This window comes from Streptomyces sp. NPDC042638 (assembly GCF_040647235.1).
Taxonomy (GTDB): Bacteria; Actinomycetota; Actinomycetes; order Streptomycetales; family Streptomycetaceae; genus Streptomyces; species Streptomyces rameus.
This window is the reverse complement of sequence record NZ_JBEZBT010000031.1, coordinates 25,988-48,918: the sequence shown is the minus strand read 5'-3', so window position 1 is coordinate 48,918 and position 22,931 is coordinate 25,988. Positions and strand designations below refer to the sequence as shown.

Genomic DNA, 22,931 nt, shown 5'->3' with positions numbered 1-22,931 from the left:
GTCCGGGCGCTCGGAGAGCACCAGGCCGCCAGACTCCATAGGCTGGCGGAACTCTGAACAGGCCGGGGCTCCGTTGGGCATGAGGCGCACCTTACTCAGGTTGAAGCGGCGATGTCCGGGCTGTGGTGACGGGGTGTGGCCGCGGGTAAAAGTACCGCCCGCGAGCTGGGCGCCACGCGGGGCCAGACCGGTCGTGCGGGTGGCCGGCCGTCGCGGCGGCCGGGTCAATGTCGCCGGTGCGGTGTGCTTCAAGTCCGGCCACCGGCCACGGATGTTCTTCGAGCTGCACGTCCACCGTGGCCGCAAGGGTGAGCCGAAGACCTTCGCCTGGGGTGACTACCGGGACTTCCGATTCAGGACACTAACAGCCATTCCGCTGGAGACAATCAACGACGTCTGCCTGCGCCGCGACGATCTGCTCCAGAAGACGGGCGAGTTGGAACTGCAGCTGTTTCATCGCGTCGGGGTCATTGTCATTGGCAGGCATCCTGTCCAGCAGTTCGTTGATCTTCTGCTGCAGGTCCTTGACCTTGTTTATCTCGTTCGCACATAGCTCCGCACATCGCGTGCCGCTAATCAAACCCTCGATGACGTCGACTATTTCTTGAACGGCATCACGGATCTTCTGCGACAACAATCGCATGCGATCCTTGAGACCCTTCAGCGTCTCCTTGGCTGCCCGCTGCCAGATCGGGTTAGAGGTGATGATGATGAGCAACGCCAGGATGAAGATCAGAACAATGATCAGGGGAACCACTTGCACCGCCCCGAGCAGGGCCAAGCGGATGCGGTCGACCGGGGCGATGAGGTTCGGAACCGGGTTGTCAAAGCGACTGGCGCCTGTAACGCCTTCAGCGGGAGCAAGTGCGGAGAAATCGCTGCGAATGTCATCGAAAACGGCAGCCACGTCGTCCGGCGTTCCAGGAGGCGTCGGCGCAGCCAGAATGGGGAAGCCCTGCTCCTGTGCGATCGTCGCGTAGAGACTGCTGCTGACTTCATCCAGCCGGGTGAAGGTCGGCCCTGTCGGGTCGATCCTGCCATCGACCGGGAGACCGGGATTCTGCTGCTGGAAGTCCGAGATTGCCGCGATGGTCTTGGGGCCGACCAGCCCGTCAACGTCAAGCGGAACGTCCCCTGCTGCGATCTGCAGATCGCTGAGCAGACGCTGGACCGCCATGACGTCGTCTGGACGGTTGATACCGCCTTGTCCGACAGATCCACTGATCACGGTGACCTCCCGGGTGCGGGATGCAAGGAAGTCCATTGTTGGCCGCGAAAGACCACTGGCTCGTACCTATCCGCTATCCAGATCCCGCCAGCACCGCGTCACGCCGACACGAGTTGGCGACCTTCCTTCGTGCCCAGGGAGTCGCCGAGCTCGCGACCTCCATCATTCGGGCTGCCATTGGCCAGGCGTGTCGCGCGCCGCGGCGACATCACCAGCGACCAGTGCAGTTACTACATCTCGCACCTCAGGCGGAATGCCGTGCCGGACGAACTCGTCGAGGAACCGCGGCAACGCACTTGGATCGATACTGAAGTAGCTCACCACTATCAGGGCGCACGCGAGCACCATGCCCAAACCGTAGAAATCATCCTCAAGCACGAGCGTTTCACGCATGTCGCGGGCCGGGTGCTTGAAGCCTGGCGCGGCCCACATCGCCGCGAACCGCTTCTGTTCAGAAGAGCAAGGGCACGAGATCTCCTACGCCTGAGGTGTATCGCACTGCGACAGTACCTACCAAACTCATTCTGCACTTACCCCACATCATTTGCATCTGGGGAGACGGCACCCCAACTCGATCCTGCCTGAACCCCGTGTGCGCGTCTCGGTGGAAGTTCTCAGGGCGGCTTTACTCAGGGTGAACTCGTGGAGTCCGGTGCTCCGATCGCGCCGTAGTCCATGATCAGGCCGGTCGGCGGGAGGCAGCCGTCGATCAGGTGAGGCCGGTACTGGATCTTCAAGTGCCCGAGCGACGGGCCGGCACTCCCCGGAACAGAGGGCTTGTAAAGGCGCTGCCGCGGAGTTCGTACCGCCCTGGCGCCGTCGGAGACGCGAGCCATTCCCACACGTTGCCCACCGTGTCGTAGACCCCGTACGGCGAAACACCGCTGTGATACCGAGACAGGGTCTTTAAGAAGTGATCTTGTGTCCGGGTTCGTCAGGCCAGCCCGAGGGTGGTGAGGGGCCGCTGATAGTCGCGGCCGGTGCGGCGGAAGGCTGCGGCGATGTTGGTGTGTCCGTCCTGGCGGTGGACGCCGATGGCGAGGTTGCGCAGGCTGGCCATGGTGCGGGGCAGATCACACCGGACCGCAGCCAACTCCTCAGCCATCACACCCGACCACGCACTACTAGGGTCTGCCTCACCACCCTTCCGGGGGCCTACCGGAGTGTGTGCAGGGCCGACCGCGTGGTCCGCTGTTCGCACTGATCGCGCGAACAAGAAAAGGCGGACGGTAAGTGAGGGCTCGGATCGGGTACGCCGCGTGGGTCGCGGGAGTTGTGCAGTTCTTCGTGGCCCACGGCACCGTCCAGGCGGCCTGGGCGCAGCCTTACAGCTGGGCTGCCAACAACGTCAGCGACCTCGGCAACGCGCACTGCGCCATGCAGCCCGACCCCACGCCGCGGTACATATGCTCGCCCGAACACGGGCTGATGAATGGCTCCTTCATCGCCTTGGGAACGCTTCTGCTCCTCGGCGTCGCCCTGACCGGCCGCGCCCTGTGGCGCCAGGGCCGGGCCGCTGCCGCGGCGCGGGTACTGCTGGCCGGAGCTGGGGTGGGGTTCGTTCTGGTCGGACTGGCGCCGGCAGACGTCAACGAGAACCTGCACATCCTCGGCGCCCTGCTGATCATGGGTACCGGCAACATCGGTCTGCTCCTGGCGGCATTCGGCCTGGCGGACAACGCCCCCGCGCTCCTGCGCCGGGCCGCGGGTCTGCTGTCCGTCCTCGCGGTCGCGGCCTTCGGGCTGTTCCTGTCCCACCACTACCTCGGCCTCGGCATGGGCGGCATGGAGCGGGTCGCGCTGCTGCCCCTCCTCGCCTGGTCGTTCACCGTCGGCCTCCGCGGCCTGCTGCGCCCGGCCGTCCGTGCCTGACCGCGGCTTCCCGGGCGTCAGCCCGGGAAGCCCCGGGCCAGGGCGGCGATGCCGACAGCGCCGAACGGATCGCGAAGGACAACGCGGATTTCCGTGGCGCTCTACGCGAGGCGCCCTACGAACCCTTCACCCGCCCCAGGGTCTTTGAGAAGTCTCGGGGTGGGCGGTTCGCCTGCTGAGCGATGATGTGACGACTTGTCGGCTCGTGGTGGTGACGGGTCCTGGAAGCATGCAGGCATGGCCGCCTGGTGATCATGTGGGTGTCGAATCCGTATGAGCGCCGAGCGAGTCCATGCCTGCCCGTCCATCTTCCCTCATGCCGTCCTGCCTGGAACGGTTGGGGGACACTCCTGGCCCCGTCGCACCGGAAGCCGTTACTGACCTGCGGCTATACCTGAATGACGTGCCTGACCCGCGAGCCCGTCGCGGTATCCGCCACCCTTGGACGGCCCTGCTGACCGCAGCGGCCGCAGCCGTCCTTGCCGGCGCCACCTCGATGGCCGCGGTTGGCGACTGGGTCACGGACGCGCCGCAGCGCGTCCTGGCCCGGCTCGGGTTCTACCCCGACCCGCTGACAGGCCTCATCCGCCCGCCGCACCCCACGACGATCCGCCTCGTCCTGGCCGCAGTGGACGGCGACGCCCTGGACAGGGCCATCGGCCGCTCCTGCAGAGGCGCAACGGCCCGCCCACGAGCCGACCAGTGATCGCTGTCGACGGGAAGACCCTCCGAGGCTCCCGCGCCAAGGACCAGCCGGCCACTGCACTGATCGCGGCGATGACCCACCAAGGCGACGTCCTCGCCCAGATGCACCTCGATGCCAAGAGCAACGAGATCCCGGCCTTCGCCCCGCTCCTGGACGGCATCGACCTGACGGAAGCCGTGATCACCGCGGATGCCCTGCACACCCAGCATGAGCACGCCGCCTACCTGCACGAACGCGGTGCCCACTACCTGGCCGTCATCAAGAGGAACCACCCCACGCTGCACGAGCGGGTCCGTCGACTGCCCTGGCGCGACATACGCCTGGACCACATCGAGCGCGGCCGAGCCCATCACCGCGACGAGATCCGCCGCTTGAAGACCGCCGCGTTCGCCCACCTCGACTACCCCCACGCCCGCCAGGCCCTCCAAGTCGTCCGCTGGAGGCGGGACCTGGGCTCCGGCAAGCTGACGATCGCACGGCTCCACCTGGTCACCAGCCTGCCGCCCGGCGCGGCCACCGGCGAACAACTCGCCACATGGATCCGCGGTCACTGGAAGATCGAAAACCAGCTCCACCACGTCCGCGACCGCACCTTTCGCGAGGACGCCTCAAAGATCCGCACCCGGCACCTGCCCCGCACCATGGCCAGCCTGCGCAACCTCGCCATCGGCGTCCACCGCCAGGACGGACACACCAACATCGCCGCAGCCCTCCGCCGCACCGGCCGCGACTATCAGCGGCCCCTCACCACCCTCGGGCTGGCCTGACGAACCCGGACACAAGATCACTTCTCAAAGACCCTGGATACCGAGAGACGGACGTCCTGCGCTCCACCCCGGTCTCGCGGACGTTGCATTTTGCGGCAGTCTTCTGGTCGCCCCACGGGGGGGGGGACGGCCGGATGTCCCGCGCGCCGCCTTCTCCCACTGCTCGGCTGTGGGCAGCGATTTCCCTGCCCACGCCGCGTACGCACTCGCGTCTCGCCAAGTCACGTGCACGACGGGACGGTCGTAGAGCTCACGCGGACAATGGCCGTTCTCCTAGAGCTCTGGCACCGGGTGGTGAGTGGCGGCACAGAACCGCGCGTAGTCCGCGTTGGTCGTCGGGAAGGCGTCGATGTGGAATTCGTCCACCCACACCGGTTCATCACCCTCCCCCGCCAGGAAGATCCCTTCCGGAACGTGAAGGAGCCCTCCCCGGCCCGGCCGGCGCCGCACACCCTCACCGCGTCCGCCCCCGGCCGGGGGCGGGGAGTGCCATCACCGCACCCCCACCTACCTGGAGCGTGGCGTCACCATGGCCGAGCAGCGCATCACCGAGGCCCGCGAGGCGGTCAACGCCACCGTCTACCGCATGTTCCTCGCGGTGCTGTCGACGCATGGCCGATGCGGTTGCCTCACCGAGGCTCATTTCTCGCGGCTGTTCACCGCCGCGCAGGCCAAGGGCGAATCCCCGCGGCACTGCACCGACGCGTGGGCCAACGCCCCCACTGCACTGGGGATGTAGCCGTGTCCGAGGAAGAGAAGACCCCGGCCCGCCAGATCATCACCGACTACGCACAAGCGCACTTCAGGTATTTCCGCACTGTCGACGGCACCGTCTACGCGCAGGAGAACGGCCACCCCGTCGCCCGGCCCATCCGCTCCTAGGGCACGACCGGGAGCCACCGGCAGGAACTCATGGTCGGCCTCTCCAAGGACGGGGTCGGCGTGTTCGACGGCACGGCACTCAAGGAGGCGTTGGACTTGATCGAAGCACTCGCCCTGACCGAGGACGTAGAGCCCACCCACATCCGCGTGGCACCTGGGTTCGACGGAGCGATTTGGCTGGACCTGGGCCGCGACGACGGCAAGTCCGTCCGCATCCATCCCACCGGCTGGGACATCCTCACCCCCAGTTGCCTTGAAGTACATCAAGTTGGGCCGCGCTCGGCGAATCCGGCGTGCCGACCTCGAAGCGTACGTGGCCAACCTTGCCCCGCTGCCCAACTGACCCCGAGCACATCACCGAGGCGCCCCGAGCATCCCGCTCGGGGCGCCTCCCGCCTGGAGGAGCGCATGAGCCCCCGCAAGCCCAACATGGAGTTATCCATCTACTTCGGCGCCGACGGCTGGTGGCACGGCCGCGTGACGATGGGCGTCAAGAGTGACGGCGGCCCCGACCGACGCCACCGCCGGGCCCGGACCGAGGCCGAGATCAAGCGCAAGGTGAAGGAGCTGGAGCGCCAACGGGATCAGGGTCGCGCACCCGCAGCAGGCCGCAAGCCAACCGTCGCCGCCTAGATGGAGACCTACCTGACCGACATCACGAGCCTGAAGCTCAAGCCGCGATCGCTGGACGACTACTGGTCGAAGAGCCGGAACGACATCATCCCTGGCGTCGGCAAGCACCGCCTCGACAAGTTGCAACCTGAGTACCTGGAGCGGATGTACCGGGCCATGCTCGACGCGGGCCACGCGCCCTCGCACGTTGTGAAGGTGCACCGCATTCTGTCCCGCGTCCTGAAGATCGCCCATCGCCGCCACATCGTCGGGGAGAACGTCGCCGCGCTTGTCGACCCGCCGAGGCTCGACGAGACCGAGGCCAACCCCTTCACCAAGGAAGAGGCCAAAGCCTTCCTCGAAGCCGCGTCGAAGCGCCCCACCTTCATGCGATGGATCGTTGGTGTCGGCATGGGGTTCCGACAGGGCGAGACACTCGGCCTGCGCTGGTCGTACGTAGACCTGGAAGCGGAGCTGTTCCGTCCCGAGCGGCAGCTACAGCGTCTCACCTGGCGGCACGGCTGCGACAACCCGCACGCCTGCGGAGGGCGCCTGCACCGCTTCGAGCCTTGCCCGCCGGAGAGCTGTGGCAGGAGCACGACGTCGTGTTCTCACGGCTGGACGGCCGACCACTGGATCCGCGCGCCGACTACGAGGAATTCAAGGAGCTGCTCAAGGAAGCCGGGATCGATGACCGCCGCCTGTACGACGGGAGCCGCCACACCGCCGGCACGATCCTGTGGGCGTCGACATGCCCACGATCATGGAGATCCTGCGGCACAAGCAGATCAGCCAGACCCGGCGGTACGTCAAGGGCCGGTCCCACCTGTCCAGGGACGCCATGCGGCGGATGGGCGAGTTCTTCGTGCCTCAGCCGTCGCCCCCGCCGGCCCAGAATCCGGGCCCAACTGAGACCAGGAGTGAGACCGCCGACACCCGCGCAGCACGCTCCCTGCGCCGCCGCATCCGCTGAACGAAAAAGCCCAGCTCAGACAGTGCCTAAGCTGGGCTTCAGCAGAGCCGCTTTCGGGATTCGAACCCGAGACCTACGCATTACGAGTTGTCCGATCCTGTTCTCTGGAGGTCCACGAACGTCTGGCATCACGACCGCTCCCCTAGTCAAGGGGCCTGTCGAGCCGTGGTGGACAAGAGCGGACCACCTCGGACTCGGCCGCAAACGAGACCGCAACTGAGACCGTGTTGCCGGGGGAATTGGACCCCTGAGAACACCCAAAGAGTCCTACGGGCTGCATCGCCGCGCAAGCTACACCCAACCTGGTCGCTGAAGCTGAGAGTTGGCAGGTGAGGGATCAGGCTTGGTCATGCGACGCCGGCATCACCGTCGAACTGGCGGGACCCAACAAGCCTACTCAGACATGAACCTGACGCTGTGGCACTGAGTCTCAGAATGCGATTGACGCACGACCCACTCTCGGAGTAAACCTTTGCCTGCGTCGATCCGCGTCGGCGCGGCTACACGACACTTGGACCTCCGAATCCGAGTGGCCCCAAGGGCACTGCGATCCGAACGGAAGGCACGGGCAAGGGGCCCGGATCGACCAACGGTGAAGGTTCTGTTGTCGACGGACGTGGCAGGCGCCACGGAGCACGCCGTTTCGGACGGTTCCCTTCGTGGGCGGACGACACTGTCTCTCTATTCCGGCGTCGCGCCCTTAAGCCGTCGCAGCAACTCGGCTGCAGCACGGTGGTGTCACGATGGGCAAATCCCTGTGACCGAGCATGACAAACCGCTCTTCGACGAGCCGCAGCACCCGCAGCCCCGCATCGAGCTCCCTGCCCAGCCGGAGCACGACCTGGAGGCGCTGAGCATCACCCGCCGACCCCAGTCGATGCCGGGAGTGCCGGCCACCGCTGCGCTGCGGAAGGTTGCGACGCGGCTGGAGAAGAACCCCCGCACCAACCTCGACGAGCACGCCCGAAAGGCCGCCGCGGCACTCCAGGTCGAGCCCGAGCGGGCTGCCCTGCTGGTCACCGCGCAGCCCAACGGCGTCTCACTCCTCAGCGAGGTAGCCGTCCCCGGCGGCACCTTGGACGTCATTGAGTGCCGGGCCTGGACCCGGATGCTGTTTCCCCTCTACCAGCCGCGCATCGCGGCCATGTCCCTTTCCGTGCCCGCCCCCCGGTTGTTGGACGACCAGGACGAGCACGGCCACCCTCTCGCCCAGGCTCGCTGCGAGTTCTCTTCCCCGAAGGAGCTCGCCGAGCTGGTCCGCGAGACTGTGCGCAGCACCCTGAACACGCCGAAGTCCGACTACTCGGACTCGATCATGCAGCGGGGCGTCTCCGAGCCGCTCTTGGTCATCCTCGTCCGGGTCACCTTCAACGACGGCTCGCCCTCACGGGTGCTACCCATCGTCGTGGACGGCATCTCCAGGCTTTCGTCCGCTGTGAAGACCCGCACCAACCGCACCAACGAGGGCACTGCCGATGCCGTGGTGGAGGACCTCCTCCGCGACCCGAACAGCCTTCGTCGGGCCGTCCGCGATGAGGTCATCACGTACAACGCCGCCCACCAGCGCGGGCTGACCGACCAGGTCGTTCGGGTCGGCCAGGCGGCAACCGTGCCCGTTCGCTTGGTCGTCGGCGCCCACAACGGCAACACCCTGGAGGTCGGCCAGTGACCACGCAGACGTTGGTCGGGGGCGCGAGCGCCCCGACGCCCACCTTCTCGTTCGTGACGATGGTGGAGAACCTCGTCGCCGGCGAGCACCTGGAAAAGAACCCATGGACCCAGGACGCGATGTGGCACAACATCGCCAACCAGGTCATCGACGCCCTCGTCACTCGTGGCGTACTGACCCGGGTCCAGGCCGACATCATCACCGGGGTTACCCCGCTCGCCGACCTTCCCACTCAGATCGGCTGCCCCGACGCCTCCCCCATCTGGCGCGCGGTTTACACCACCCATTGCCTCACCGCGGGTGCCGCCTTTCGCGCGACCAAGGCCGAGATCCGCAACATCATGGCCCGCCGCGCCGTCACCAACAAGCAGTTCTCCTTCATGCTCGGCGTCGTCGTCGACCGCGACGTGCGCCAGGCCAAGAGCCGCAAGGAGAAGGGCAGCCACAAGCCCTCCTCCCTGCAGACTGCCCGCAACGCCTTCGGGGACGGCGGATACCTCACGGACGCCGTGGCCGGGACCGCCTGGATGCCGATCTACAAGACTCCCACCGAGCTCTTGGAGATGGCATTGGCCGGCAACGCTGCGGCCCGAACCACGCTGATGATCGGCGGCGGCTACGCCCTGATCATGGATGGGTACCTCACCCGAGACCGTGAGTCCAAGTTCTATGAGGGCACTACGCCCTACCGCGCCTCCCCGCCGGTGATCCTCACCGACTTGGTCGGCCACGCCTACGGCCTGCGGGTGCTCGCTACCGCTTGGAGCCGGTGGAACCCCGAGATTCCGGCCCACGAGTACAACATCCCGGACATCAAGGAGGACGGGACGCCCATCATCGCGGGACAGGCCATCGAGACTGTTAAACCGCTGAGGCTGACCGAAAGCCGGCTCTTCGAGATCGCCAACCCGAGCAAGGTGCTGGCCGGCTTCCTCAAGCAGCAGGAGAACCGTAAGGCGCAGAACCGCCCCGCCAGCCCGGAGGAGCGCGACCGCGCGAACCGTGAGCGCCTTGCCTTCGCACTGGAGATCGCGCGGGAGGCCGCCGCCGAACTCCAGGCCTCCACAACCTCGCCGCCGCCTCACCCCTTCGGCAGCCACGACGAGTGGAAGAAGGGGATGGACGCGTCGCACGAGGTGTACCTGACGCTCGTGAAGAACGAGCCCGACGCCCAGGCCGGATTCATCGCCAGCGACGACCCGGACAACGACGAGGAAGACTCGTACTAGTCGTCGAAGAAACCAACACTTGCTGACCGAGGCGTCGACCGGAAACTACCGGCCGGCGCCTCGGCGCGTGGCCAGTCCGAGGTTTCTGCCTCCCCTCCCCCGCGCAAAACCTTGCGGATTGCCCCCGGATCGAGCGGCAAATGCCTCGGGTGAGACCGCAGTGTGCAGGTCGGACCGGTGACCCTCGCCTTACAAGTTCACCCCAGCGGCACACGAGCCATGGAACTGACTCGCCCGCCTGCTCAGGACGGTCCATGGCTGGTTCGTCCGGTACGGCAACGTGCACCGGCGTTGCCGTCAAGAGGCGCCGTCAGACCACGGGGCTTGGAGCTGCGGTTTCGTCGGCGGAAGAGGAGCCCCGAGGGCTCGAATGCTGGCAGCACACGAGCGGCTGATTTACAGCCCTCTCAAGATCCTGGATGTTTTCCTCGCCTGACCAGCACAAACACAGGAATGGCACTGCGGGAACGAACCAATCGTCCACGTCTTGTCCACGGAGGTCCTGCGCTTCTCCGGCAGTGTCCGCCATCCCAAGGCCATTACCTTCCTCGTAGACCTGCTTCGGGCTCATGGCCTCCGGGGCCGGTATGACTCGATGCCTCAGTCCTTGACGATCCGGGGGCTGTCGCCGACCAGGCAAAGTCGAAGCCGCGCTCTTGCTGGGGACAGGGAACACGCGTGACTTGGGCTCGTCCCCATGTTCGCTCAGACCGAGGAGACTGCGCTCACGAACGTGTTGAACCGCTGTCCTGACGTCCCCGTCACCGTCACCCCCGCTAGGTAGGAAGCGCGCTCTACGCGGAACAGCGACCAAGTGGAGCGTCGGCGAAGCTGTGATGCCCGTCGGCGCCTCCAGTGCTGTCGGTGGTGCCACCTAGGCTTCCGCCATGACTAGGGGTGCGATCAGCCGCGAAGCCGTGCTGAAGACGTTGGCCGAGTACGACGATGCGGGGCGGGACGCCTTCCTCACTGATCATGATTTCGACCGAGCGAACCAATTCTATGTACAGCACAACGAGAAGCTGTACGACGCCAAGGCCATTCTCAACGTGGCCCACAAGCTCGTACATGGGGCCCTCCCGGATCCGGTCATCAGCGGCGGACGCGACCACAGCAACCGCATGCTCGCCCGCCTGGGCTTCGTCATCGTTGACGGCCGACCGAAGTCGGTCGAAGGGGAACGCGCCTGGCGCCTCGCCGTGTGGTCGCACCTCCGAGCGACGAACCCCGACCTGAGTAGGGTCCCTGCACGTGCCCTACGCGAGTACGGCGCCTACGGCGGCGGACAAGGCGTCTGGGCGGACGTAGCCAGAACCGACACCATCCACGCCGGCGGAATTGCTGTCGGCATCCTCCACACCGGTGCCCACTACTCAGACGACTTCACCGAGGACGGGGCGCTCTACCGCTACCCGCAGACCGCCCGGCCCGGCGGGCGCGATGACGCGGAGATCAACGCGATGAAGGCCGCAGCAGACCTACGGTTGCCGATCTTCACTTCAGCCAAACCAACGCCGCGATCCGAGTGGCGTATCGCACGCCTTGCTTGGGTAGAGGGATGGGACGACCCGAGCAGTACGTTCCTGCTCTCGTACGAAGAGGCGCCCCCCGAGCAGGTACTCAGCGAGGATCACTCAGACGACGCGCCTTTTGTCCTCACGGGGAGCGGAACTAGGCGAAACCGGCGAGACGTAACGGAGCGCCTCGGCCAGCCGCGCTTCAAGCTACGTGTCTTCCAGCGCTACTCGCCGCGTTGCCCTCTGACCGGCATCACTGTTCGGGAGATGCTCGATGCCGCCCACCTCCGTCCGGTCAGCGAGGACGGCACAAACGATCCCCGCAACGGCATCCCTCTGAATGCCGCACTGCACCGTGCCTACGACGCGTATCTCTTCGCCTTCCACCCAGACACGCTCGACGTCGTAACCGTGCCAGGCGGTCCCACCCTTGACGATTTGCGCATCACGAAGTCTCATCTGCGGGATCTGCCAAAGCGCCCCCACGCCGATGCTCTGCACTGGCGTTATGAGGAGTGGCTGAGGAGGTCTGGGCTGGCAGTTCTGCCGTCTCCACAGTCGGCAGAACCGATTCCAACCACCTGATCCGTAGGCGTGTTCACCTCGGATAAGCCAGCCGCCAACCAGCCTCTCAGCGCTGCCAGCCCACGATGTTCGGCTCCCGTCGCTCTGCCGGCTGGGTGGGCAGGATGCATACGTCAGAAATGCACGTGTCCCAACGCGGACGGCGACTTCTATCCGCTCGCCGAGCGCGCCACTGCCTGGGCGGACCAGGCGCCGGCGCCGCTCGTCGGCGACGTCCGGGCGTACACCGGCGGCCGGCTGGACGACGACATGGCCATGGTCGTCCTCCAGCGCGACCGCACGGCGTCCTGACAGCGTCCCGACGAGCGCGGAACCCCGGACCCGCGGCCACCCGGGCTACAGCACCGGCAGGTTCTTCCACAGCTCGAACGCGGTGACCTCGCTGCGGTACTCCCCTCACTCCTGGCGCTTGTTGCGCAGGAAGTGGCACAGCCCAGAAGCGACCTCACGCGATCGACGTCGGCGCAGCGTTGGCCGGTAGCCGCGCGGTCGTCAGTGGTCGTTGTTGGTCGCCTTGGGCCGCCCTTCGACGGCCCACAGACGGCCCGACGACCTCCTCGTCCCGAACGCGATCAGGGACGCAAAGGCGTCAACGCGTCACGAAGGAGTGACGCACTGTGGACATTGGCAAACCCGGCCGGGAGAATCTTGACTCGTGTGGGGGACAAGGCGGCTCTCCGAGCGGTAGCCGCCGCATGAGACGCACAGGGGGGAGCTGCGTCATGGCAGTAGGGCAGTCGCCCATGTCGCGAATCTGCGACGGCGAGTCAGTCTTTCAAGGCGCTCAGGGGGACGTTTCCTGGTCGGGTGTCCGCTTGACGGCTGACGTGATGGCAGACCTTGCCGACGGGCCATGGGCTGAGAGAGTAGGCGACTTAGAGTCGAGCGCCGCCGTCATCGAGGAACTACGCGCTTTGGCCACCACAGAGATGGCAGTGGAGACGGTCGGGGCCCTCCTCGCGAGTGAAGCTGAGCCGCTGCCCTGGGAGGTAGGAGAAGCGCTGGCTGAGGTGCTCCTTGAGCACTGGCACTCCGTTGTGTGGGTATGGAATAACGCCCGGGACAGACGGACCCGGAAGGCAAGCCTCCCTGGCGCCGACCTTGTTGGGCTGAGCGTGATCGAAGGTGCGGCAACCTTGTTGTTTGGGGAAGTCAAGTCCTCTTCAGACGCGTCGGCACCGCCGAACGTCGTGTATGGGCGATCTGGCCTGATCCAGCAACTGGAACGGCTGACTGACAAGAACGCTGACCACTGGACTCTGATCAAGTGGTTGCGGGCTCGCTGCTCTACACAGGAGCATCGAGAGCTGTACAAAGCTGCTGCGTCCCGGTACGTCCAGTCGCAGGGGCGGGACATACGTCTCGTAGGCTGTCTCATTCGAGATACGAGCCCGAATGAGAGGGATGTCAGCGTGCGTGGAGTGGCCCTCGCCCGTACTGTCGTAGAGCCGATGAAGGCTCTGCTGACGGCGTGGTACCTCCCGGTCACCATGGCTAGTTGGCCGGCGCACGTGGGGCTTGAGAACAGTGCCTGATCTCTCGTGGCTCGATGGATCACTTGACGCGACCCTCGTCGAGAGGGTGAGCGAGCGTGCGCAGCGTAGCCTCATCACGTCCGCATTGAGGCCGGTACTTGCACAAGGGTTCTCGCTTGACTCTGAGTCTTCAGAAGGCGCAGAAGAGGAAGTCAAGTTCACGGCACAGTCTCTGGATCTCCTGGCCTGGGATGCGCTTATGGACGATCCAAAGAGTGTTGAAGCCCGAAAACTATGCGGCCAAGCTTTTTCTATCGCGCGCACACAGGTTGATGCTGGTCCATCAGAAGAATCCCGGATGTTCCTCCTCCGAACTGCCTGCCTTGGCTGGCTATCGGATGAAACGCCGCTTGCCGCTCGGCTTCTTTCCGAGATGGAGCTTCCGCGGACTATTCCAGATGACGCCGACTGGGAAGAGCGGGTAGTTAATGGGCTAGTGGATGTCTGGTTGCTCCTGCTACGTAAACGCGGCTGGGGCGATCTCGATGCGTTGAGTTCTGTGATTGCTGCACTTCGACGTGACCAACAACGGTTCGAAGGAGCTTTCCTGGAGGCGGAGGGTCAAGACGCAAGGCCCGCCGCTTGGGAACTGGTTTGCTACTACCACGCTATTCGTGCAGGCGAGCTGATTGCCGAGTTCCTCGAAACGGGATCGGTGCTGACAGATGTTCGGGCAGAGCGCAGATTTGACGTCCGGGAGAGGTTCGAAACACACTGCGATCGAGCCCTAGATGCGGCAATCAATTCAGGAAACGTTGATCTGGAAGAGCTAGTTCGCCTGCTCTCGGTGACTGGAAGTCAAATCGTCGATAACAGCTTGTGGACGGTTTCTAGGGCCGTGAGCCCTGAAGTCACAAGGTTTGTCGAGCATCTGGTCTCCCGTGGTGCAGAGAGGCCGCTATTCGAGGCGCTACCGCCGCAGCGCGCAGCCCTGGCAGAGGAAGGCCTCATCCATTCCTCATTCCGCAGCGTGGTTGTAAGCCTACCAACAAGTGCTGGCAAGACGTTGATTGCTCAGTTCCGTATCCTGCAAGCCCTAAGCACTTACCGGCAACAGGGTGGATGGGTTGCATACGTTGCACCAAATCGCGCCCTTGTTAACCAGGTAACGCGACGCTTGCGCCGAGATTTGGGCGCATTGAATATCAATGTTGAGCGCGTCAGTCCCGCTCTTGAAGTCGATGGCCTTGAGGCCGAAATGCTAAACGAGCGCAGGGAGTCTCGATTCGACGTCCTAGTCTCGACTCCGGAGAAACTGGATCTGCTGCTGCGATCGGGTTGGCAAGAGGAAATCGGACGACCACTGTGCCTAGTCGTTGTTGATGAGGCACATAACATTGCGGATCCCAAACGCGGAATCAAGCTGGAACTGTTGCTCGCTAGCGTAAACCGCGAAGCGCGTGACGCAGCTTTCCTTCTTCTCACGCCGTTCATCGATAACGGCGAGACGGTCGCAAAGTGGCTTGATAGCACAAGCCAGAGGGCCGTTAAGATGTCGCTCGACTGGACACCTAACGACAGAGTGATTGCTCTGGCGCGTCATCAGGCTGGGTCAAGGGGAAGTTACAGTATCGCACTCGAAACTCTTGTGACCTCCAAGAATACGTTGAGCATAGATGCGAGTCTTCCTATCGGCGGTAACCGCCCCCTGGGGTTTTCCAGCTCGGCCGCGAAGACGCAGGGAAGGCTTGCTGCCGCTACTGCGTCGGTTCTGGCGCCACGCGGGCAGACCATTACACTGGCGCAGAGGCCAGACTTTGCATGGACCATTGCTCAACAGATCAGTGACGGACGGACCGATCTTGTCGAGCCTAGCGATGACCTCCAGGCCGCTGCCAGAATTGTTGGCGAGGAATTTGGCCCCCAATTCCCACTGGTTGGCTTGCTGAAGCGAGGGGTCGGGGTCCACCATGCCGGCCTACCAGATGAAGTCCGGGTAGTAACCGAGTACCTGATGGAATCAGGAGATCTTGAGCACCTGGTATCGACGACAACTATTGCCCAAGGAGTCAACTTTCCTGTCGCCAACGTAGTGATGGCCTCTCACCAGTTCCCCTACGGCGAGGACATGCCAGCACAGGACTTCTGGAACCTGGCCGGCCGGGCTGGAAGAATGGAGCAAGGGCAAGTCGGATTGGTTGTGCTCGCTGCCTCAGATGCCGACAAAGCTCAGAAGCTGCGATCGTTCGTTGATCGCAAGGTGTCAGACCTGAACTCCACGCTAATCGAAATGGTGCGAACCGCCATTTCGCAGTATGGAGAACTGAACTTGCATCAACTTTCTTATCAGCCCACCTGGTCATCGTTTGTTCAGTTCCTGGCCCACACGTACCGGCAAATCGGAGATCACACAGAGTTCGCCAATGAAGTCGAGCAAATCCTCCGAGGGACCCTCGGATTCCAGGATTTGCGAAGCAAGGCGCCGTCCTGGGCTGCTGAACTAACGCGCAGCGTTCGAGAATACTCCGAAAGAATCACGGGCAAACCTCTCAGCTTGGTGGACAGTACAGGTTTCTCTTGGGAGAGCGTATCGAGCGCGCTGCGCCGCCTGAGCGATGCCAGAATTAGTGAGAATGTTTGGGAAGAGCCTCTTTATACCGGCAGTCCCCGAACGCTCGCTGGATTGGTGGGCATCATGCTGGAGGTCCCGGAATTGCGAGAAAACTTGATTCCGGTGATTGAGGATCATCAAGAGCGGTCAGGTGATTTCATCTCGCGTGTAATCCAAGACTGGGTTAACGGTGCTTCGATCCCCGCTCTTGCCGCTGAATACTTCAAGCGAGATCGGGATACCGATCTTGCGGCGATCACCAAATGTTGCCAACGTCTGTTTAGTAAAATGGCTCCCACCGTGGCCTGGGGACTTTCGGCTCTGCAGTCGATGACCATAAGCGAAGATTTTGAAGGCATGGATGAGTCACGGAAGAGGGAGTTGCGTAACCTCCCTTCCTATGCTTTCTACGGCGTCGCTAACGAGCGGGAAATTTCAATGCGACTCCTTGGCGTTCCGCGATCTGCTGCTCCGAAGATGGCCAACGCCATCTACGGGCGCGGTAGTGCGTCAATCCGGGACGCTCGATCGCTCTTGGTATCCGGCGGCGAGGAAGTCTGGCGTTCGACTCTTGGCCCTTCGGGGAGTGCCTATTATCGCGTGTGGAGAATCCTGGATGGAGTCAATTAAGTTTCCGCGTTGCGCATCGGCGAGCGCTCGGTACCGTCGAAGTCCGTTCCTGCCTTCAGCAGCTCTTCGGCGAGCGTGCGCGCAGCTTGTCTTCGCCGGCCAGTCGTAGCAGTCCATCGCGAAGGCCTCCATGCAGGTAGCTGGCCTAGGTCAAGACCCGCACCACGAGCTGCTCGGCACCGACAGGGTAGATGGCGACCCTTCCCTGTGGATCAAGGCGAAGCGGAGCACCCGCACCGAGAGCCTCGAACCCAAGCCGGCCGTACCAGCGCGCGAGGGCCGGTTTGCCGACGTCCACCTGGGCGTACAGCACCTCATAGTCAGCGGCGCTGTACTCGCCGACGAAGGCTCTCACCAGCGCCTCACCGATTCCGTCGCCACGTCTGTCAGGCGCAACGGCGACGGCCTTGAGTTTCGCAATGGAACGAGCCACGTCGCCGACCACAGACCGAGGAGCTTCCGCCGCCTGTAACCGTCGCAACAGACTCGCGGGCGGCAGGGCGAGGAGTGCCCCAACAAGCCCGGCACCTCCCTCCGCCTCGGCGACTAGGGCCCGACGTAGACCCGCTCCTGACGTGGCATAGGTCCCCGCATCGATGTGCTGCACCGCATAGTCGAGATCGTCGTATTCCGTGTCGATTGTCGACAGCAGCTCCAGCACTCGCTGCCCCTCCCCCCGACGCGCCTGCCTGATCAGGACGCCTTCAATTCCGCAGACGTACGCAGATCCAGGTACCTCAGCAGCGCTGCCCCGCAAACGGCGCGGCTTGTTCTTCTTAGGCCTCCCCATGCCCAGCCACGGTAGGGACATCGACAACCCGGCGCCAGGGTGCCCAAGCCCAGCCGTCACGTTTGATCGTCCGCGTATAACTGGTTCGAAATGCGGAACGGCACCTGCGGCTCGTGACGGTCGCAGCACAGCCAATGCCACAGGCATCTGTCGCGTAATCAGCCCGAGCCTCGCGCAGGAGGGGACCCGGACATTTCGTCCGGGTCCCCTCCTGCGCGAGCCCTCATGCTCATACCACCTCGTAGGGCTCGTAAGGCCAACTACCGCGCCCCACAGCCAGCTCTGTACCGTGAACTCAGCCCCTCACAAGCAGTAGGAGGCAGCACGCAATGCGTGGTCTCGGAGATCACCTCAGCATCGGCGAGCGGATCGCGTTCTACCGCAAGCGCCGCGGCTACACGCAAGAGGTTTTGGCCGGCTTGGTCGGCCGGAGCACCGATTGGTTGGCGAAGATCGAAACGGGGCGTCGGAAGCCACCGCGTATCGACATGCTCGCCGAGTTGTCGCGCATCCTGCGCGTGCCCCTCGGGGATCTGCTTGGCCAGACCGTTCTTGTGGAGGACGAGCGGAAGCAGGACGACGTCCCTGCCGTGCGCGATGCGCTCATGAGCCCGCGGCGACTATCCCGCTTGCTCTTCGGCCCCGAGGCCGATACGCAGCTGCCGACGCCGGCCCCTGTGGCCATGCGCGTGGAACAAGCCTGGAACGACTATCAAGGCGGGCGACTGGGCAGCGTCATCGCGGCTCTCCCGGCGCTCTTGCAGACCGCCCAGGAACTTGAGGAACGAGCAGCACGCCGCGGCGATGACCGTAGCGACTGCTGGGCGGTGTCTGCCCGCACACACCACCTCGCCGCCACGACGCTCGCAAAGATCGGGGAATCAGACATCTCATGGCTTGCGGCCGAGCGCGCGATGCGGGCCGCTGACGAGTCGGACGACCCCCTCGTACTGGCATCGGCTGCACGTTCGGGCACACACGCCCTGCTGGCGAACGGTCGGTATGACGACGCGCTGGAGTTGGGCAACACAGCCGCAGCATGGCTGTCATCGCAGGTCACCGAGAGCGACCCCGCGGCTCTAAGTCTGCTGGGCATGATCCACCTGCGCGCCGCCGTAGCGGCAGCGCGTCACCAAGACCGACCCACCGCGACGGGTCTGCTGAACCGAGCCGAAGAACTCGCGGACGATCTAGGTTCAGACGAGAACTACTGGCAGACCGGCTTCGGACCGACGAACGTGCTGCTTCACCGTCTGTCTGTTGAGCTGGACCTCGACAACGTGTCGTACGTGGTGGAACACGGACAGATCAACGTCGACCACATGCCGCAGGAACGCAGCGTCTCGCACCGAATCGACTACGCCCGCGCTCTGTCGCTCGCTGGTCAGGGCGATGCGGCGTTTGTGGAGCTTCGTACGGCTGAACACACCTCGCCACAGCTCGTGCGCAACAATCCCAGGGTGCGCGAGACGCTACGGGACCTGATCAAACAGTCCCCGGTCACTGGTGGCTCGCGCTCATCCGAAGTGTTCGTGATGGCTCAACGATGCAGGGCGGTGCAGTGACTTCAATCAAGCGCGGGGTGCTCGGGGTCGTCGGATCTGCGGCTGGAGGCGTAGAAGCCCTGCGTACAGGCCTAGTGGCGCCTGCCATGGAACGCGGCTGGCAGGTAGCCGTCACGCTCACGCCGACCGCGGCTCAGTGGCTACGGCTCAACGGCGAGGCGGAGCAGCTGGCGAAACTGACCGGCCTACCCGTTCGCGATGAGCCTCGGTTGCCCGGTGAAGCTCGCCCGCACCCACCCGTTGACTGCTACGTCGTCGCTCCCGCGTCGGCCAACACGGTCGCCAAGCTCGCGACCGGCCTGATGGACAACCAGGCTCTTACACAGGTGGGCGAGGCCATCGGCACCCTAGACCTGCCGGTCATCGTCTTCCCCCGGGTGAACGCGGCGCACGCACGCCATCCGGCGTGGCAGCACCACATCGACACCCTCCAGGCTGGGGGCGTGCATGTCGTGTACGGCCCGGATGTATGGCCGCTGTACGAACCTCGGGAGGCGCCGGCGGGTCGCCCGCTTCCTTGGTCGGCGGTGCTCGACACAGTGGATGCGGCCGCCCGATGACAGCTCGTCAACGCGCTTGACCTGCAAGGAAAGAGGACCCGGACAGTCTGTCCGGGTCCTCTGCCGTTCTGGGCGACACCCTCATTGGCATGTCAGGGATCAATGAGCAAAGCGGCGAGCTGGAAAGCATGACTCCCGCCGAACTCGCTTTGATCAAAGCGAGTTTGAGAGAGGCCCGCGCCAAGGCCGAACGACTGTTGAGGCGCGCGGACAAACTCACGGTGACGGTGGAGTCTCGCTACCGACAAGCCGCTCAAGACGATCAAGTCGCTCATCAAGTTGGTGCAGGGCATCGTGAATCGTGCTGAGTTCCGCAGCGAGGGCAGTGAACGCAGGGCTACTGCCCGGCTCGCTACCGAGAGGCACAGCAGGATCGCGGACGAACGTCCCACGGCCCTGCTGCGTGAGAACCAACCCCTCGTCACGGAGCTGACCGAACGCGCTCTGAACAGTCATGAGCTGCACGCCGAGTTCCTTAGCCAGCTTGCGAGCAGCCGGCAACTGATCGCCCGGCTCGTACTCGCGGTCGGGGCCCGTGATCTTCTCGCGGAACTGCGCCGCAATCTCCTTGGCCGTGGGCGTCTGCTTGGGCGCTTCGGGGCTCTGGTCCATGACATCGAGAGTAGCCGGACCTAGGTCAATCTCTGATCCTTCACCGGACCTACTTGACACTCGGATTGACCTAGGTCAATCTGTAGCAAGCCGCAGAACGAAGCTCGGAAGGGCTTCATCAGCCGTGCGTACAAGTGCTTGACCTGCAAAAACGCACCACGAAGCACCCGCCGGACTCGCTTACACGCGGTCCGGGCGGCATGGGAGACGTAGAAGTCCGTCGTCTTCACGGATCGATCGGTGTCATCGGCTAAGCCGCTGGTCTGACCCTCGGGCGCAGTCCCAGGGACCGGATCGGTGGGGATCCCGGTGGTTGGGCTGCACCCGGTCCATGACAGGTAGCCATTCCAGGGAGATCGACTCAGCGAGTGACGACTGAGTGACGCGGTGACCGCGCGCCGACCAAACGAAGGGAGCAAGGCGCGTAAGGAGCCGCGGAAGACAGTGACGGGCTTTCCCGTCACTCGTCATGCGGGCAGGACGCCGGCCGTCATGTGGGTGGCCTGCCCGTTTGATGAGAAATCAGAGCGGCCCCCGGGGTGCGACCCGGGGACCGCGTACAGGCACCTGATGTGGAGGCACCTGTGATCACCAGTCTGACAGACGCGGAGCGGGCCGAACTGGCCCGGAAGAACGCCGCCGCGAACAAGCAGAGCCAGGACAACGCCCGTGCCCGGGGCGGCCGTTGATGGCCGGTTCAGAGCACGAGAAGACGAAGGACCCGTTGCCGCCGCGTGGGCCGCACCCCTACCCGGCTGGTCACACGGCCGCGTGGATCGCGTACGCGGGGGTGTGCTGATGGCGACCGACCCGACGGCCTGGCACATGGAAGCCCGCGCAGACGCCTGGGCGGCCGACCTCGGCCGGCAGGACCCTGCACCGGCCCCGGCTGAGCGGGCCTGGCAGCAGCAGGAAATCCGCGCCGCCTACGAGGACGCGGCTCACCTGACCGAGCAGCCCCGGTAACACCACCCGTCGCGGCGCCTCACGCTGCGGCCGGCTGCCTCTCCCGCCCGTCCGGTCGCGTTGACCGCGCGGCCGCACGGGCGGGGTTACAGGGAGCCGGAACACCCCTTCATCAGTCTGGGAGTACCCATGGCCGTCGCTGTTGAGATCGTTTCGTTCGGCTACCTGCACGATGCGCCCCCGGCGGCGCATCTCACCATCGACCTGCGCCACCACTTCCGCGACCCGCACGTCAGCCCGGAACTGCGATACATGACCGCCGACGACGAGCCCGTACGGGCCGTCGTGATGGCCACCCCAGGCATCGCCGCCCTGGTCGAGGCCACCGCGGCGGCGGTCGCCGCATTCGCCGCCGGCCCCAGCGCCGGAACCGTGACCGTCGCCGACGGATGCGCCGGCGGACGTCACCGGGCACCCACCTTCGCCCGCGCCCTGGCCGACCGGCTGACCGATGCCGGCCACACGGTGAACGTCCGGCACCGCGACATGGGCAAGGACGTCGTCCAGCGCTGACCTGCTCTAACCGCCCCGATGGTCGCAAGGCTGGGTTCGACTCCCGGCCGGGGCACTGTGGCCCACCGCGCTCGCGGTGGCGGCCGCCTACGCCGGACCGCCTGTTCTGCGGTCCCCGGCCTCTTCCTTCCCCTTTGAGCTGGGAGTTCCCATGCATTCTTTCGTGTCTGGCCGTCGGGCCGACAGTCCACAGGATTTCATCGAACTCGCCCTCGGCACGCCCGTCGAACTCTGGCTCGGAGTCGAGGGCGAGAGCGAGATGGAACGTGCGGCGCGTCTGGACGCGGCCCGCGACATCCTGACCGACCCCGAGTTCGCGAGCGGGCCGGACGAAGTGATCCGGCTGGCCGCGCAGGTGGTCGAGGACCACCCGGAGCTGTTCAACGTGGTCCCGCTGCCCCGCCCCGCCCGCCGCCGTCCGGCACGCCGGGGGGCCGCGGCATGAGCCAGGACCTGGCGTTGGACGGCCTGGCCGTGCCACTGCGGGTGCTGCGCCTGCTCGCCGCGGACTTCGGACACTTGCCCGCGCCGGACGTTGATGTGTCGCCTGTGTTCCCGGGCCTGTTGCGACTGAGGTTCCATGACGACCTGGCCGGCTTCGAGGCGTGGCGGGACGCGCTGGGCATCGTTCCGGACGACGTCGTCTACAGCGAGCAGAGCGGGGGCCGCACGCGGGTGTTGAAGGCGTCCGTCGACTACGCGGGCGCCGCGTTGGAGCTGACCGGCTTCGGCGACGTACCCGCACCCGCGCCGGTCGGGTCCGCACCCGCGCCGGTCGGGTCCGCGGTCTGATGGCCGCGTGGGGCAAGTGCTTCGACCCGAACGGCGCCCGGTTCGGCATTCCCACCTACCCCTGGCGCTTCGCCCCGGACGGGCTGGCGACCCGGCGGCAGTTACGGGCCCGCGGGCTGCGCCCCGGCGGGCAGCCGGTTGTCGGGCAGATCCTGCGCCCGCGCTACCGGCGTGGGCCGCTGGTCGCCTACCTCTACCGGCTCGACAAGGCCCTGCCGGTCCGTCCGATGACCCCGGCCAAGCGCCGGGCGCTGGAGTGCGCGATGCGCGCCCGCCGGACCTGCCCGAAGTGCCGCAACGACGCCGGATACGTCATCCCCGCCTCCCTCGGGGTGTGCGTCCCGTGCGCCTATCCCGACGATCAATGAACGGAGTGA

The 22,931-nt window shown here is 65.2% G+C and carries 21 protein-coding genes and 6 pseudogenes; 18 read left to right on the top strand and 9 right to left on the bottom strand.

Features of this window, described 5'->3' with window-relative positions:
* Positions 1–361: 361 nt before the first annotated feature.
* The 5 genes and pseudogenes from AB0B40_RS23710 to AB0B40_RS23690 all read right to left on the bottom strand — a co-directional run bounded on the left by AB0B40_RS23710 (position 362) and on the right by AB0B40_RS23690 (position 2,333).
* Positions 362–1,228, bottom strand: coding sequence for a peptidoglycan-binding domain-containing protein (locus AB0B40_RS23710; protein ID WP_362265427.1), 867 nt, complete (start codon positions 1,226–1,228; stop codon positions 362–364).
* A gap of 162 nt (positions 1,229–1,390) precedes the next feature.
* On the bottom strand, positions 1,391–1,621 hold the full coding sequence (locus AB0B40_RS23705; protein WP_362265425.1) for a hypothetical protein: 231 nt from the start codon (positions 1,619–1,621) through the stop codon (positions 1,391–1,393).
* Positions 1,622–1,857: 236 nt separating this feature from the next.
* Complete coding sequence (locus AB0B40_RS23700) at positions 1,858–2,064, bottom strand: hypothetical protein (RefSeq protein WP_345053397.1); 207 nt, start codon at positions 2,062–2,064, stop codon at positions 1,858–1,860.
* A gap of 14 nt (positions 2,065–2,078) precedes the next feature.
* Positions 2,079–2,129: pseudogene (locus tag AB0B40_RS23695) on the bottom strand (hypothetical protein); the annotation flags it as partial.
* Between the two features lie 33 nt (positions 2,130–2,162).
* Positions 2,163–2,333 (bottom strand): hypothetical protein, encoded by a 171-nt coding sequence (locus AB0B40_RS23690; RefSeq protein WP_240003682.1) that lies wholly within the window; start codon positions 2,331–2,333, stop codon positions 2,163–2,165.
* A 128-nt stretch (positions 2,334–2,461) separates the two neighbouring features.
* Between AB0B40_RS23690 and AB0B40_RS23685 the strand changes: the two genes are divergently transcribed.
* The 3 genes from AB0B40_RS23685 to AB0B40_RS23675 all read left to right on the top strand — a co-directional run bounded on the left by AB0B40_RS23685 (position 2,462) and on the right by AB0B40_RS23675 (position 4,573).
* A complete protein-coding gene (locus AB0B40_RS23685) occupies positions 2,462–3,100 on the top strand; it encodes a DUF998 domain-containing protein (RefSeq protein WP_099202419.1) in 639 nt (212 codons plus the stop codon).
* 403 nt (positions 3,101–3,503) lie between these two features.
* Complete coding sequence (locus AB0B40_RS23680) at positions 3,504–3,806, top strand: transposase family protein (RefSeq protein WP_362265423.1); 303 nt, start codon at positions 3,504–3,506, stop codon at positions 3,804–3,806.
* Positions 3,803–4,573 (top strand): ISAs1 family transposase, encoded by a 771-nt coding sequence (locus AB0B40_RS23675; protein WP_362265421.1) that lies wholly within the window; start codon positions 3,803–3,805, stop codon positions 4,571–4,573. The genes AB0B40_RS23680 and AB0B40_RS23675 overlap by 4 nt, the downstream gene beginning before the upstream one ends.
* Before the next feature lie 141 nt (positions 4,574–4,714).
* On the opposite strand, the pseudogene AB0B40_RS23670 reads toward AB0B40_RS23675, so the two are convergent.
* A pseudogene (locus tag AB0B40_RS23670) lies at positions 4,715–4,816 on the bottom strand (SUMF1/EgtB/PvdO family nonheme iron enzyme); the annotation flags it as partial.
* A 171-nt stretch (positions 4,817–4,987) separates the two neighbouring features.
* On the opposite strand from AB0B40_RS23670, the pseudogene AB0B40_RS23665 reads away from it, so the two are divergent.
* From AB0B40_RS23665 to AB0B40_RS23640, 6 genes and pseudogenes are all read left to right on the top strand, one after another.
* A pseudogene (locus tag AB0B40_RS23665) lies at positions 4,988–5,312 on the top strand (DNA primase); the annotation flags it as partial.
* Between the two features lie 2 nt (positions 5,313–5,314).
* Positions 5,315–5,695 (top strand): annotated as a pseudogene (locus AB0B40_RS23660) (ATP-binding protein); the annotation flags it as partial.
* A 168-nt stretch (positions 5,696–5,863) separates the two neighbouring features.
* A pseudogene (locus AB0B40_RS23655) lies at positions 5,864–7,040 on the top strand (tyrosine-type recombinase/integrase).
* Between the two features lie 757 nt (positions 7,041–7,797).
* The gene (locus AB0B40_RS23650; protein ID WP_362265419.1) at positions 7,798–8,709 is read left to right on the top strand and encodes a hypothetical protein; all 912 of its coding nucleotides are present in this window, start codon (positions 7,798–7,800) and stop codon (positions 8,707–8,709) included.
* Positions 8,706–9,938, top strand: coding sequence for a hypothetical protein (locus tag AB0B40_RS23645; RefSeq protein ID WP_362265417.1), 1,233 nt, complete (start codon positions 8,706–8,708; stop codon positions 9,936–9,938). The genes AB0B40_RS23650 and AB0B40_RS23645 overlap by 4 nt, the downstream gene beginning before the upstream one ends.
* An 887-nt stretch (positions 9,939–10,825) precedes the next feature.
* Positions 10,826–12,040 carry an HNH endonuclease signature motif containing protein gene (locus AB0B40_RS23640; protein ID WP_362265415.1) on the top strand — a complete coding sequence of 405 codons (1,215 nt, stop codon included), beginning with the start codon at positions 10,826–10,828 and terminating at the stop codon, positions 12,038–12,040.
* 336 nt (positions 12,041–12,376) lie between these two features.
* Here the strand turns inward: AB0B40_RS23640 and AB0B40_RS23635 are convergent.
* Positions 12,377–12,463 (bottom strand): annotated as a pseudogene (locus AB0B40_RS23635) (glutamine synthetase); the annotation flags it as partial.
* 392 nt (positions 12,464–12,855) lie between these two features.
* On the opposite strand from AB0B40_RS23635, the gene AB0B40_RS23630 reads away from it, so the two are divergent.
* Positions 12,856–13,575: a hypothetical protein gene (locus AB0B40_RS23630; protein WP_362265414.1), complete on the top strand. Its 720-nt coding sequence runs from the start codon at positions 12,856–12,858 to the stop codon at positions 13,573–13,575.
* A 46-nt stretch (positions 13,576–13,621) separates the two neighbouring features.
* Positions 13,622–16,756: a DEAD/DEAH box helicase gene (locus AB0B40_RS23625; RefSeq protein WP_362265412.1), complete on the top strand. Its 3,135-nt coding sequence runs from the start codon at positions 13,622–13,624 to the stop codon at positions 16,754–16,756.
* Between the two features lie 145 nt (positions 16,757–16,901).
* Here AB0B40_RS23625 and AB0B40_RS23620 read toward each other — a convergent pair whose 3' ends face one another.
* Entirely contained in the window at positions 16,902–17,417 is a 516-nt protein-coding gene (locus AB0B40_RS23620; protein WP_362265411.1) for a GNAT family N-acetyltransferase, read from the bottom strand.
* A 458-nt stretch (positions 17,418–17,875) separates the two neighbouring features.
* Here AB0B40_RS23620 and AB0B40_RS23615 point away from each other — a divergent pair, with 458 nt between their 5' ends.
* Positions 17,876–19,111 (top strand): helix-turn-helix transcriptional regulator, encoded by a 1,236-nt coding sequence (locus tag AB0B40_RS23615; RefSeq protein ID WP_362265409.1) that lies wholly within the window; start codon positions 17,876–17,878, stop codon positions 19,109–19,111.
* On the top strand, positions 19,093–19,671 hold the full coding sequence (locus AB0B40_RS23610; protein ID WP_362265407.1) for a flavoprotein: 579 nt from the start codon (positions 19,093–19,095) through the stop codon (positions 19,669–19,671). The genes AB0B40_RS23615 and AB0B40_RS23610 overlap by 19 nt, the downstream gene beginning before the upstream one ends.
* 216 nt (positions 19,672–19,887) lie before the next feature.
* Here AB0B40_RS23610 and AB0B40_RS23605 read toward each other — a convergent pair whose 3' ends face one another.
* A complete protein-coding gene (locus AB0B40_RS23605) occupies positions 19,888–20,283 on the bottom strand; it encodes a winged helix-turn-helix domain-containing protein (RefSeq protein WP_362265405.1) in 396 nt (131 codons plus the stop codon).
* Between the two features lie 798 nt (positions 20,284–21,081).
* Here AB0B40_RS23605 and AB0B40_RS23600 point away from each other — a divergent pair.
* The 5 genes from AB0B40_RS23600 (at position 21,082) to AB0B40_RS23580 (ending at position 22,922) form a co-directional block, all read left to right on the top strand.
* Positions 21,082–21,249 carry a hypothetical protein gene (locus AB0B40_RS23600; protein ID WP_362265404.1) on the top strand — a complete coding sequence of 56 codons (168 nt, stop codon included), beginning with the start codon at positions 21,082–21,084 and terminating at the stop codon, positions 21,247–21,249.
* Positions 21,250–21,378: 129 nt separating this feature from the next.
* Positions 21,379–21,762: an RNase adapter RapZ gene (locus AB0B40_RS23595; protein ID WP_362265402.1), complete on the top strand. Its 384-nt coding sequence runs from the start codon at positions 21,379–21,381 to the stop codon at positions 21,760–21,762.
* Positions 21,763–21,913: 151 nt separating this feature from the next.
* Positions 21,914–22,207 carry a hypothetical protein gene (locus tag AB0B40_RS23590; RefSeq protein ID WP_362265400.1) on the top strand — a complete coding sequence of 98 codons (294 nt, stop codon included), beginning with the start codon at positions 21,914–21,916 and terminating at the stop codon, positions 22,205–22,207.
* Complete coding sequence (locus AB0B40_RS23585; protein ID WP_362265398.1) at positions 22,204–22,554, top strand: hypothetical protein; 351 nt, start codon at positions 22,204–22,206, stop codon at positions 22,552–22,554. Before AB0B40_RS23590 ends, AB0B40_RS23585 begins: the two co-directional genes overlap by 4 nt.
* A complete protein-coding gene (locus tag AB0B40_RS23580) occupies positions 22,554–22,922 on the top strand; it encodes an RRQRL motif-containing zinc-binding protein (protein WP_362265397.1) in 369 nt (122 codons plus the stop codon). Before AB0B40_RS23585 ends, AB0B40_RS23580 begins: the two co-directional genes overlap by 1 nt.
* The last annotated feature ends 9 nt before the right edge of the window (positions 22,923–22,931 follow it).